This window comes from Streptococcus mitis SK597 (assembly GCF_000148545.1).
Taxonomy (GTDB): domain Bacteria; phylum Bacillota; class Bacilli; order Lactobacillales; family Streptococcaceae; genus Streptococcus; species Streptococcus mitis_C.
On the sequence record NZ_AEDV01000040.1, the window covers coordinates 1 to 12,866 of the forward strand.

The following is a 12,866-nucleotide window of genomic DNA, read 5'->3' on the forward strand; positions in this document are numbered from 1 at the left end:
CCCTTTTTCTTCAATCTACTTTTACTTATTTTAATAAGTTCCTTCTTCACCTTGGCTAGTCAAGATAACAGGTCCATCTTTCGTAATGACAAATTGGTGTTCATACTGACATGACAATCCACCGTCAATGGTCTTATGCGCCCAACCAGTCTTCATATCTGTATCAATTTCCCAATCGCCTGTATTGATCATTGGTTCAATGGTTAAGACCATTCCTTCACGGAGACGAAGCCCACGACCTGCAATACCATAGTTAGGAACCATTGGTTCTTCATGCATAGTTGGGCCAACACCATGACCAACCAAATCACGCACTACACCGTAACCACGACTTTCAGCGTATTCTTGAATAGCTGCACCAATATCACCGATACGATTTCCAACAACAGCTTGCTCGATTCCCTTGTACATGGCTTCTTTGGTTACATCCATCAAGCTTTTCACTTCTTCGGACGGTGTACCAACAGCATAAGCCCAACATGAGTCTGCTAAACCACCAGAATAGCTCTGAGTGTATTTTTTCATTTGTTCCACATTGTTGAAGTTTAATTTTGAGACATTCAGGTCAGATTTAGCAATTGGACCTCCCAAAACCATATCAACTTTGAGCAAATCACCATCTTTCAAAATATAGTGACGAGGGAAAGCGTGAGCCACTTCATCATTAAGAGAGCAGCAGGTAGCATAAGGATAGTCCATCATTGCACCGTCAACCCCAATCTGAAGCGGAAGGAAATTTTCTTCCTTACAACGACGGCGAACATATTCTTCAACTTCCCACATATCTACGCCAGGCTTAATCAAATCACGTAAGCCGATATGAATACTTGCTAGAAAATCACCAGCCTTGTCCATAGCTTCGATTTCACGAGCTGATTTTAATGTTATCATTTTTTCTCCTAGTTTCTAATTAATTTTAACAGTCACATTTGCTTTTGCAACAATCTGGTGACCATGATAAATATCATAATCAATAATAGCTGATCGTCTCGTATGATGGATAATGCGTGCTTGAATGCGCAGTATATCATCTATCTGAACCGCCTGCAAAAAGTAGATCAGCATTTGCTCGATGATGAGATTGCGACCACTATTCACAACTAAATCTTGAGTCATGTGGGTCAGAATTTCTGCCAATACACCATTAGCCAAAACACCGTTCTTCTCTAGCATAAAGGGTTCTACTGTAATGACGACTTCATCATGGTGATAAGAAAGTTTTTGACCAATCTGCTCAGAAAAAGTCGGTAGAGCCGAAACTTGGGAACGACTCATTTTCTCCATGACATCTCGTCTGGTTACAACCCCAAGCAAGGTTTGATTATTTCGAACAACCGGTACCATTTCAAAGTCTTCAGCAATCATCCGTTGACTCACATTGGCAATATTTGTCGATAATCCAACTAAAAATAGACTACGCGACATAACCTTATCAATTGTGGTACTTGGTGACTTATCACCAGCATCTCTCATGGTTACAACGCCAACAACAACCTGATGTTGATTGATAACAGGGAAACGGCTGCTACGATTCTTGCGTACCAAGTCCAAATAATCTTTAACAGTGTCTGTCTCTCTCAGAAAACCATATTCATGACTTGGACGATAAAGCTTCTCAACTGTCAAAATATCAGTCTTGATTTGGACATTTGACAAGGCTTTATTGATCATAGTCGCAACAGTGAAAGTGTCATGCTTGCTTCTCAGAACAGGAATTCCTTTTTGATTGGCCAGTTTAAGAACATCATCATGAACCTGAAATCCACCTGTAACTAGAACAGCATTTTCATTTTCAAGTGCTAACAGTTGGATACGGGTACGGTCTCCGACAATCAAGAGTCCCCCATCATGAAGGTAAGACAAAATATTTTGTTCGGTCATGGCACCGATTGAAAACTTACTAAATTCTCTCTCTAAACCTTCTTGCCCAGCCAGAACCTCAGAAGAAGTCACTTCTGCAATTTCAGCAAAAGTTAATCTTTCAATCGCAACTTTCTGGGATTTGACGCGGATTGTTCCACTTCTAGGGCGGGTCTCCACAATTCCACGATTTTCAGCTTCTTTAATAGCCCGATAGGCTGTTCCATCACTAACTCCTAGATGATTAGAAATGCTACGAACACTGACCCTTTTACCTACTGGTAATTCCTCCAAATAGCTTAGAATTTCCTGATGCTTACTCATTGAATTCTCCTTTTACATATCGAAATTCAAGATAATCTCGCATTTTCCTTGTATAGCGATCACTTCCCTTAAACTGACGAATCAAACGGAATCCAGACTTAAGGGCAACCCGTTGACTAGCTTCATTTTCAAGATGGGTAATGATGAATAATTGTTTTAATCCAAATTCCTCAAAAGAAAGTTGACAAATTTTTCTAACAACCTCTGTCATAAATCCTTGCGACCAAGCATCTTTTCTCAAAAAATAGCCAAGCTCTGCTTCTTTTTTGATTTCATCTAACTTCTCAAATTTAATAGAACCAATCATTTGTTGATTTTTCTGGTCACAAATTGCCCATACTCCCAAAGGGGACTTCATAAAGTAATTGGCCAACGCATATTGACTCTCTTCCAGACTTGCCTGAGTCGGGAAAATAAATTGAAGATTTTCTGGATTCGAAGCTATCTCATGGAAGTCCTGACTATCACTAAAAAAGAAAGGACGCAAATACAAGCGATCCGTTTCAAAAAAAGAAAACATTGCTAATTTGGTCCAAATATTCATAAACACCTCTACGGTTTAATCCTCAACAAGTGTAATATCCGCTCCTAGATTACGTAATTTTTCAATAATATCAGAATAACCACGTAAGATAAACTCGATATTTGTAATTTCAGTTTGTCCCTCGGCCATCAAACCAGCAATAACCAAAGCTGCACCAGCTCTTAAGTCGGTCGCTTTAACACTGGCTCCACGCAAATTACGTCCACCCGTGTACAAAATATGACCATTTGTTGTAGAAATATCCGCATCCATCTTTGCTAGTTCAAAAACATGATTTACACGTTTTTCGTAAATCGTATCGACAATTGTACCACGACCATTAGCTGTGAGTAAAAGTGGGGTAATCGGTTGTTGCAAATCAGTTGCAAAGCCTGGGTAAGGAGCTGTCTTAATATTGATTGCTTTCAAATTAGACTGCTCTTCGACAAAAATGCTGTCTTCAGATACAGTCATTCTCACTCCCATTTCTTCCAGCTTAGCAATAAATCCTTCTAGGTGTTCGTAAAGAACATTATTTATACGAATCCCCTTGCCGACTGCAGCAGCTAAAGATATATATGTTCCAGCTTCAATGCGGTCTGGAATAACCTGATGACGTGTCCCATGTAATCTTTCGACACCATCAATAATGATGATATTGGTTCCTGCCCCACGGATATGGGCACCCATATTATTCAAGAGAGTTGCAACATCAATAATCTCAGGTTCACGGGCTGCATTTTCAATAATAGTACGACCATTCGCTTTAACCGCAGCAATCATCGTATTGATCGTTGCCCCTACACTAACCGTGTCCATGTAAATACTTGCACCATGAAGTCCTGTATCTTTAGCAGATAACTTCATGTTATCTCCCTCGTAGCTAACAGTGGCACCCATAGCTTCAAAAGCCTTAAGGTGTAGGTCAATCGGACGAGGACCTAGATCACATCCTCCCGGTAGACCAACTGTCGCTTCACCAAAACGGCCTAAGAGGCTCCCATAAAAATAGTAAGATGCACGAAGACTGTTAATTTTACCATAAGGCATTGGAATATTTTGAACACCTCTTGGATCAATCTCCAAGACATCATCATAACGCTTAACAGTAGCTCCCATCAATTCCATGATTTCGACAAGACTGGCTACATCCGAAATATCTGGAACACAATCCAAAGTCACCACATCATCAGCCAATATAATAGCTGGAATTAAGGCCACAACGCTATTTTTAGCACCACTAATAGTGATTTCACCTTGTAGTGGTAATCCACCATTGATAACAATTTTTCTCATTCTAAGTTTTTAATACTCTTTCAAGATTTCTAATAAGGTCTTTAGAATAAATTATATCATAAATGTAACCTTTTTTCCATCCTTTTCACTTTGATTGGATAGTAATCAATAAATAGGATTAAGTTGAAAGGTTACGTCTACATTTTTCTTCAACATCTTTGATACTAAAAAGAGCCTAAATTAAGAATTATAAAATACCCCAAAAATTAGATTTTCTATGTCTAACTTTTGGAGTATAGTTCAACTATAAGAGATAATGGTCTTTTGGGATATTTATAAGCAAGAAGAAATCAAAAACAACTCATGTCTGTGTCACCTTACAGATAATCTACTACTGACCTTCTCATCTCTATATTCAATTGCAAATAAGTTGTATTTAGTTGATTCAGAACAAACTTCCGAGTTTTTTTATTAAGCATTGGAAGTGAGTTCTTTTTGATTCTCGTTCAGCAGGTTTTAGGACTTGTCCTATCCAGATAATATCTTTTCTGCAACCCACAATGACTAATAAATAGCTTTTCTTTACTCTACTACCGCTTCAGCAATTTCTTCTCGGCTGATACCTGCAAAATAACGTGTAATATCAATAGTTTCTAGCGCCTTAAGGACATCTTCGCGTTCGTATTTGACGCCACGAAGGACATCTTCTACAGCTGCAACGTCTTCGATACCAAAGAAATCCCCATAAATCTTGATGTCTTGGATTTTTGATTCGACGACATTAGCAAAAACTTCGACCTTACCACTGGTGAATTTTGTTCCACGACGGACGTTAAATTCAGGTGATTTACCGTAGTTCCAGTCCCAAGTACCAAACTTAGTATCCTTGATGCGATTGATTTCAGCCAATTCTTCCTCAGAAAAAACGTATTCTGTCATCTCTGGATACTCTTTTTTCATGTATTCCAAGAGTAAATCACGGAATTCTTCGACTGTGATTTTTTCTGGTAATTCATTGACAATATTGGTGACACGAGCACGAACAGATTTCACACCTTTTGATTCAAATTTATCTTTTGAAACCTTAAGGGCATTTGCGAGGACTGACAAATCAACGTCAAAGAGCAAGCAACCGTGGTGCATGATACGGCCATTGATATAGGCTTGGGCATTGCCGCAGAACTTCTTACCATCAATCTCAAGGTCATTACGGCCTGTGAACTCAGCTTTAACCCCAAGTTGAGCCAAAGTATTGATAACTGGAGTTGAGAAGCTCTTAAAGTCAAAAGCCTTGTTTTCATCTTCTTTTGAAATGATCGTGTAGTTGAGGTTATTTAAATCGTGGTAAACAGCTCCACCACCACTGATACGGCGAACTACCTCAATACCATTTTCTCGAACATAATCACGGTTGATTTCTTCGATGGTATTTTGGTGACGACCAACAATGATAGATGGCTTGTTGATCCAAAGAAGGAAGATTTGATCCTCATCCAAAAGATGTTTAAAGGCGTATTCTTCCAAGGCGATATTAAAAGCGGTGTCGTTTGAATGATTGATAATGTATTTCATGAGATACCTTCTTATACGATAGAGACTGGAAATAACCTTCCAGTCTAATCTATCTTTCTTTTATTTTTTCTTAGGTGAATGGATGGCCATTCCTAAAACATCCGCAAATGCTTCGTACATCACTTCAGAGTAGGTTGGGTGTCCGTGGATAGTCTTCAGCATTTCTTCAACAGTAATTTCCATTTCGATAATGCTTGACGCTTCATTGATCAATTCTGCAGCTGCAGGACCGATGATATGAACACCAAGGATTTCTCCGTATTTCTTATCTGCGATGACTTTAACGAAACCTTGAGCTGCATCTGAGGCAATGGCACGACCGTTAGCAGCAAAGTTGAACTTACCAATGGCTACATCGTATTTCTCACGGGCTTGTTCTTCAGTCAAACCTACTGCTGCTACTTCAGGAAGAGTGTAGATGGCTGCTGGAGTCAAGTTCAATTTGGCAACAGCATGATTTCCTTTAAGAGCATTTTCTGCGGCAACTTCTCCCATACGGAAGGCTGCGTGAGCCAACATCTTAGTACCGTTGATGTCACCTGGTGCGTAAATACCTGAAACAGAAGTTTCCATGTATTCGTTGATCTTGATACGACCACGATCCAATTCAAACTCAACCTCTCCAATACCTTCAAGGTCTGGCACACGACCAATTGAAAGAAGGGCTTTACTTGCGATAATATCGCCTTTTCCTTCAACCTTGATACGAAGTTGACCATTTTCCTCAATGATTTCTTGCAATTTAGTACCAGTCAAGATGGTCATACCTTTGCGTTCAAGAATCAAGCGAAGATTCTTAGACACTTCTGCATCCATAGCTGGCACGATACGGTCCATCATTTCGATAACAGTCACTTTTGAACCAAATGTCATAAAGGCTTGACCAAGTTCGATACCGACAATACCACCACCGATGATAACAAGGCTTTCTGGCACTTCGTTCATTTCAAGAATGTCGTCACTAGTCATGACAAGTGGAGATTCCATACCAGGGACGTTGATTTTGCTGACTTTTGACCCACCAGCAAGGATGATTTTCTTGGTTTCAAGCAATTCAGAACCATTTACCAAGACGTTCTTGTCTTTAGTAATGGTACCAATTCCCTTATGTACTGCTACACCATAACTACGAAGAAGACCTGCAACTCCACCCACCAAGGTATTAACAACCTTAGACTTGGTTTCAAGGAGTTTGTTCATATCTACAGTGAAGTTTGGATTTTCAATGACGATACCACGGTTTGCGGCATGACCGATATTCTCGATGATTTCAGCGTTGTGAAGATAGGTCTTAGTTGGGATACATCCACGGTTCAAGCAGGTTCCACCGAGTTCAGATTTCTCAACAAGGGCAACCTTACCGCCGAGTTGGGCAGCTTTAATGGCTGCAACATAACCAGCAGGACCTCCACCAATCACAACGATATCAAAAGCATCATCGCTCTTACCATCATCGTTTGAGGCACTTGCTGCAGGTGCTGGGCTAGCTTCTGGAGCTGCGGCTCCAGCTGTTGGGATATTTTCCCCTTCTTCTCCGAGGTAACCGATAACTTCCGTTACAGGAACTGTTTCACCGTCCCCTTTAAGGATAGCAATCAAGTACCCATCTTCTTCAGCTTCCAATTCCATGCTGACTTTATCAGTCATGATTTCCAAAAGGATTTCTCCTTCTTTTACAAATTCTCCGACTTTTTTATTCCATTGGACGATTTGTCCTTCTGTCATATCCACGCCGGCTTTTGGCATAATTACTTCTAAGGCCATGTCTTCCTTCCTTTATCTATATCTTTAAAATGAATACTCTTATTCTTAAATCAACATTGAGATTGGATTTTCAATCAATTCTTTCAAATCTTTCATAAACTTAGCACCAGCCATACCATCTACGACACGGTGGTCAATTGTTAAACCAAGACTCATGATTGGGCGAATCACAATTTCACCATTGACGACAACTGGTTTCTCGATTGTCGAACTGACACCAAGAATAGCTGAGTTTGGTTGGTTGATGATAGGACCAAAGGACTGAACACCAAACATTCCCAAGTTACTGATTGTGAAGGTTGAATTTTGAAGTTCACTTGGAGCCAATTTGCCATCCAAGGTACGGCCAATCACATCTTTAAAGGCTACAACCAACTCTGAAAGAGTCATCTTCTCAGCATTGTAAACAACAGGTGTCATCAATCCATTATCCATCCCAACTGCCATCGCAAGGTTGACATAGTTGTGAGTGATAATGGTCTTGCCATCTTCTGTCAATGAAGCGTTGATATAAGGGTGTTTCATAAGTGTCTTAACAACAGCAAGTGAAAGAAGGTCTGTTACAGTAGTCTTCTTCCCAGTTGCTTCCATGATTGGCTCAAGAACCTTCTTACGAAGAGCCAACATTTCAGTCATATCAACTTCATAGTTGAGAGTGAAGGTTGGCGCAGTCAAGTAAGATTCAACCATGCGTTGGGCAATAACCTTACGCATTGGTGTCATTGGAATACGCTCGATTTCACCGTAAGGTGTTACGTTATCAGGAACTTCTTCCACTTTTTCAATCTGAGCAGGAGACTTGATGGTCTCGTTTTCAATATTTTCAGGAAGCAAGGCCAAAACATCCTTCTTCATGATTTTACCACGATGACCAGTTCCTTGGATTTCCTGCCAAGCAATGTTATGTTCGAGGGCAATTCGTTTTGCAAGTGGCGAAATGCGAACCACATTTGTGTCTTTATAAGTTTCCACGTCTTCTTTGTGGACACGACCGTTTGCACCTGAGCCAGAAACGTCATAGAGGTTGATCCCTAAATCATCCGCTAACTTTCTAGCCGCAGGAGTCGCTCTTAGCTTGTCATCAGCCATGACCTCTCCAATTCTAATTATGATACTAAGGGCGTTAAAAGCGACTGAAAAATAGGAAATCGACGATGACTTCGATGAAGCCAAGGAGATTTATCTTTTTTCCGAGCTTTTAGCCCGTGTTCGAATATAAGATATTAAGGACGAAGAGGGCAATGAAAAAATAGGAGATTAACGATGTGTTCGATGAACACAAGGCAATCTATCTTTTTTTCGCAGACCTCCGTCCGAATTCAATTACATGATACTAAGGGCGTCAAAAGCGACTGAAAAATAGGAAATCGACGATGGCTTCGATGAAGCCAAGGAGATTTATCTTTTTTCCGAGCTTTTAGCCCGTGTTCAACTCTACAAGCAACTTGGATACAACACGTATCTCAAGTTGCTACGGTTGCCGCTATTAGGCGGTCAACCTTGTAGACTTACTAAGTCATTCGTCGAATATTATCGATTCGATTCTCTCCTGTCGCAACTCTTCAAATCACTTGGATACAAAACGTATCTCAAGTTACTACGGTTGCCGCTATTAGGCGGTCAACCTAGTAGACTTACTAAGTCGTTCGTCGAATATTATCGATTCGACTCCCTCCTGTCGCAACTTTAGAAATAACTTGATACGAAATATATCTCAAGATGTTACAGTTGTCACTATCGAGCAACCAACCTTGTAGACTTACTAAATCTTTCATCTAACATTGACTTTACATAACTTATCTTATGTAATTCTATTCTTTGTTATATGTTTTACGGATTGCATCTTTGATGCTTTCAACTGTTGGAATCATTGCATTTTCTAGGTTTTGTGCATAAGGCATCGGCACATCTTCTCCTGCACAACGACGAATTGGTGCATCTAGATAGTCAAATGCTTCTGATTCTGAAATAATAGCTGAAATTTCACCGATATAGCCACTTGTTTTGTGGGCATCGTTGACTAGAACAACCTTACCAGTCTTCTTAACTGAGTTAATGATAATATCCTTATCAAGCGGAACAAGGGTACGTGGGTCAACAATTTCAACTGAAATACCTTCTTCTGCTAATTCTTTAGCAGCTTGAACCACACGGCGAAGCATTTTTCCATAAGTAACAACTGTTACATCCGTACCTTCACGTTTAATTTCGCCAACCCCAAGTGGGATCGTGTAGTCTGGATCAACTGGTACTTCCCCTTTTTGGTTAAATTCTGACTTGTACTCAAGAATGATAACAGGGTTGTTATCTCGGATAGAAGACTTAAGCAGCCCTTTCATGTCCGCAGGCGTACCTGGTGCTACAACCTTAAGTCCTGGGATATGAGTGAACCAAGACTCTAGAGATTGTGAATGCTGGGCTGCAGATCCAACTCCATTACCAGCTGCACAACGTACAGTCATTGGGACCTGACCCTTACCACCAAACATATAACGTGTTTTGGCGGCTTGGTTGACGATATTGTCCATGGCAATAACCGAGAAGTCCATGAAGGTCATATCAACGATTGGACGAAGTCCTGTCATGGCTGCTCCTGCTGCTGCTCCAGAGATGGCAGCTTCAGAAATCGGACAGTCACGAACACGTTCTGGACCAAATTCTTCAAGCATTCCGACAGAAGTACCGAAGTCTCCTCCGAAGACACCGACGTCTTCTCCCATCAAGAACACATTTTCATCGCGACGCATTTCCTCAGACATAGCAAGGATAATGGTGTCACGGAAGGACATTGTTTTTGTTTCCATTTTATCTCTTTCTCCTTAGTCTGCGTAAATATCTTCAAAGGCTGATTCAAGCGGTGGGAATGGACTTTCTTCCGCAAATTTAACAGAAGCTTCTACTGCTTCCTTGACTTGCGCTTGGATTTCTTCCAATTCTTCGGCACTTGCAATATTATTTTCAATAAGGTACTTGCGGAGGTTTTCAATTGGGTCTTTTTGTTTCCACAATTCCACTTCTTCACGCGTACGATATTTACCAGGGTCTGATGATGAGTGACCAAGCCAGCGATAAGTAACACTTTCAATCAAGACTGGACCATTGCCACTGCGAACATGATCTACAGCTTTCTTAAATCCTTCATAGACATCGATGACATTGTTACCGTCTTCGATGAACATTCCAGGAATTCCATAAGCGACGCTACGTTGATGGATATGTTCTACATTGGTCATTTTCTTGATATCCGCAGAGATACCGTAACCGTTGTTAATGCAGTAGAAAATAACTGGCAGGTTCCAGATAGAAGCCATATTTACTGCTTCGTGGAAAACACCTTCGTTGGTCGCACCATCTCCAAAGAAGCAGACAACGATTTTTCCAGTATTTTGCATTTGTTGACTGAGGGCTGCACCAACAGCGATTCCCATACCACCACCTACGATACCATTGGCACCAAGGTTACCAGCATCTAGGTCGGCAATATGCATAGAACCACCTTTACCTTTACAGGTTCCAGTGTATTTACCAAGGATTTCAGCCATCATTCCATTGAGGTCAATTCCTTTGGCAATAGCTTGTCCATGACCACGGTGGTTTGATGTAATTAGATCATCTGGATTGAGAGCCAACATAGCACCCACGTTAGCTGCCTCTTCTCCAACAGAAAAGTGCGTCATTCCTGGCACTTTCCCTTTCTTTACTAATTGCGCAATTTTTAAGTCCATACGACGGATTTCTTCCATCTTACGGAACATCTCTAGCAAAAGATTTTTATCTAAAGTTGACATCTTCTTGCCTTTCTAACTTTCTTCTTACCTTACTATTTTACCGTTTTTAGAAAGCACTGTCAAAGTTTTTCTCAAGTAAATTTCACAAAATAAAAAAGAAAACCCAATGAGAACAAGGGGTTTTCTTGCTAATAATATTTTTTCACAAACTTTTTAGCGTTTAGATTTTACTAAAGATTCAAATCTCTTCATAATCACAGTTAAACGCCAACGGTAGAGAGCCCCGCTCACGATTAGACTAATAATCAAACCAATCCAGTAAGAATAAGCTCCAAAATCTGTTAGAGAGTCGAATACCATAGCTACTGGGAGTGTCACCCCCCAGTAACCAACCAAACCAAGGTAAAAAGGAATAACGGTATCCTTATACCCCCGTAAAATTCCCTGAAGCGGTGCCGCAAAGGTATCTGCTAACTGGAAGAAAAGACTGTAAGTCAAAAAACGTGCTGTCAAATCGATAAATTCTGGGTCGTTACCATAAAGACTGGCCACATTTCCCCTAAAAATGTAAAGGAAGGTTAAGGTGAAGGCCGCAAAAATGAGGGCAGTCCATCTTCCTAGACCAATATAGGTTTTCGCATCATCAAATCGCTTGGCTCCCACTTCATAGGAAACGACAATAGCCATAGCCGATGAGATACTCATAGGAAAGGCGTACATGAGACTTGAAAAGTTCATGGCTGACTGGTGACTAGCGATAATCAAGGACGAGAACTTAGCCATAATCAAGCCAACCACGGAAAAGATAGCCACTTCCGCAAAGATAGTTCCCCCAATAGGAAGACCTAGTCGAACTCCTTCCTTGATTTTACCCATATTAAATGGAATTCGTTTCTCAAGGTGTAGGGCTTTGAGCTTCTCCTGTTTAAATAAAACCAGAACAGAAATCCCAAGCAAGACCCAGTAGGCCAAGGATGTTCCTAAACCTGCACCAGCCCCTCCCAGCTCTGGAACTCCAAAGGCACCGTAAATCAAGAGATAGTTAAATCCACTATTCAAGGGAAGTAACAAAAGCATGAGGTACATGGACAGCTTGGTCAAGCCCAGCGAATCCAGCAAGGAACGAATGACACTAAAGAGCAACAAGGGGATAATCCCAACAGATAAAAACCAGAGATAACGAACCGCTACTGCAGCCACTGGTGCTTCTAGTCCGATATGATTCAAGATTGGTGGTGCCAAGAAAAGTACCATCCCCAGCAAGAGCACAGATAGACCCAAGGCCAGATAGATGAACTGGTAAAAATCAGATGCAACTTCTTCCTTTTTACCTCGACCAAGATGGTGACCAATAATAGGCACCAAGGCTGACACAATCCCTGTCAGGAATGTAAAGAAAGGATTCCAGATACTGGTTGCCATAGACACACCAGCCAAGTCCATAGTATTGTATTGACCTGTCATTGCAGTGTCAACAAAAGAGGCAGAATAATTGGCAAATTGGTAGATCAGGATTGGGAAGAAAATTTTTAAAAATAATACTAACTTCTCTCGTAAACACTTTGTCTTATACATACTTCTCTTTCTATTCTGATTTATCTAAACCAAAGAGTTTCAGACCATAGTTTTTCAAACTTAGCGGAGGGTTATTAGATTTTGAAGTAGTATGCCAACACGCACATGTACGACAATAATAGCTTCTAACTAAACCTCCATTATCATATTGAACCGCATGGTCAGCTTTTTCTTTAGTTTCATATTGAATTTTAGAACGATTAGATGCGGGACAGTAAATTCCGCTATTAGATTTTGCTTTTCTCTCCCTACGTTTTCGAAAATAATTCATATTCCAACTCCTA

The 12,866-nt window shown here is 40.6% G+C and carries 11 protein-coding genes; all 11 read right to left on the minus strand.

Annotated features, from left to right (window positions below; genetic code table 11):
* Positions 1-30: 30 nt before the first annotated feature.
* Positions 31-891 (minus strand): methionyl aminopeptidase, encoded by an 861-nt coding sequence (locus SMSK597_RS07295; RefSeq protein ID WP_000631548.1) that lies wholly within the window; start codon positions 889-891, stop codon positions 31-33.
* A 15-nt stretch (positions 892-906) separates the two neighbouring features.
* Positions 907-2,184 carry a CBS-HotDog domain-containing transcription factor SpxR gene (spxR, locus tag SMSK597_RS07300; RefSeq protein WP_000033826.1) on the minus strand — a complete coding sequence of 426 codons (1,278 nt, stop codon included), beginning with the start codon at positions 2,182-2,184 and terminating at the stop codon, positions 907-909.
* Entirely contained in the window at positions 2,177-2,728 is a 552-nt protein-coding gene (locus SMSK597_RS07305) for a GNAT family N-acetyltransferase (RefSeq protein ID WP_001028724.1), read from the minus strand. The genes spxR and SMSK597_RS07305 overlap by 8 nt, the downstream gene beginning before the upstream one ends.
* Positions 2,729-2,743: 15 nt before the next feature.
* Complete coding sequence (locus SMSK597_RS07310; RefSeq protein WP_001227093.1) at positions 2,744-4,003, minus strand: UDP-N-acetylglucosamine 1-carboxyvinyltransferase; 1,260 nt, start codon at positions 4,001-4,003, stop codon at positions 2,744-2,746.
* A 522-nt stretch (positions 4,004-4,525) separates the two neighbouring features.
* Entirely contained in the window at positions 4,526-5,515 is a 990-nt protein-coding gene (locus SMSK597_RS07315; RefSeq protein ID WP_000873998.1) for a lipoate--protein ligase, read from the minus strand.
* Positions 5,516-5,575: 60 nt separating this feature from the next.
* A complete protein-coding gene (lpdA, locus tag SMSK597_RS07320) occupies positions 5,576-7,279 on the minus strand; it encodes a dihydrolipoyl dehydrogenase (RefSeq protein WP_001162876.1) in 1,704 nt (567 codons plus the stop codon).
* A 45-nt stretch (positions 7,280-7,324) separates the two neighbouring features.
* On the minus strand, positions 7,325-8,368 hold the full coding sequence (locus SMSK597_RS07325; protein ID WP_000752722.1) for a dihydrolipoamide acetyltransferase: 1,044 nt from the start codon (positions 8,366-8,368) through the stop codon (positions 7,325-7,327).
* 722 nt (positions 8,369-9,090) lie between these two features.
* Positions 9,091-10,083 carry an alpha-ketoacid dehydrogenase subunit beta gene (locus SMSK597_RS07330; protein ID WP_000448716.1) on the minus strand — a complete coding sequence of 331 codons (993 nt, stop codon included), beginning with the start codon at positions 10,081-10,083 and terminating at the stop codon, positions 9,091-9,093.
* A 15-nt stretch (positions 10,084-10,098) separates the two neighbouring features.
* Positions 10,099-11,067, minus strand: a complete 969-nt coding sequence (locus SMSK597_RS07335) for a thiamine pyrophosphate-dependent dehydrogenase E1 component subunit alpha (protein ID WP_000105372.1) — start codon at positions 11,065-11,067, stop codon at positions 10,099-10,101.
* A 153-nt stretch (positions 11,068-11,220) separates the two neighbouring features.
* Positions 11,221-12,582, minus strand: a complete 1,362-nt coding sequence (gene pdrM, locus SMSK597_RS07340; protein WP_000278521.1) for a sodium-coupled multidrug efflux MATE transporter PdrM — start codon at positions 12,580-12,582, stop codon at positions 11,221-11,223.
* A gap of 10 nt (positions 12,583-12,592) precedes the next feature.
* Entirely contained in the window at positions 12,593-12,853 is a 261-nt protein-coding gene (locus SMSK597_RS0102365) for a hypothetical protein (RefSeq protein WP_001105920.1), read from the minus strand.
* Positions 12,854-12,866: the final 13 nt, after the last annotated feature.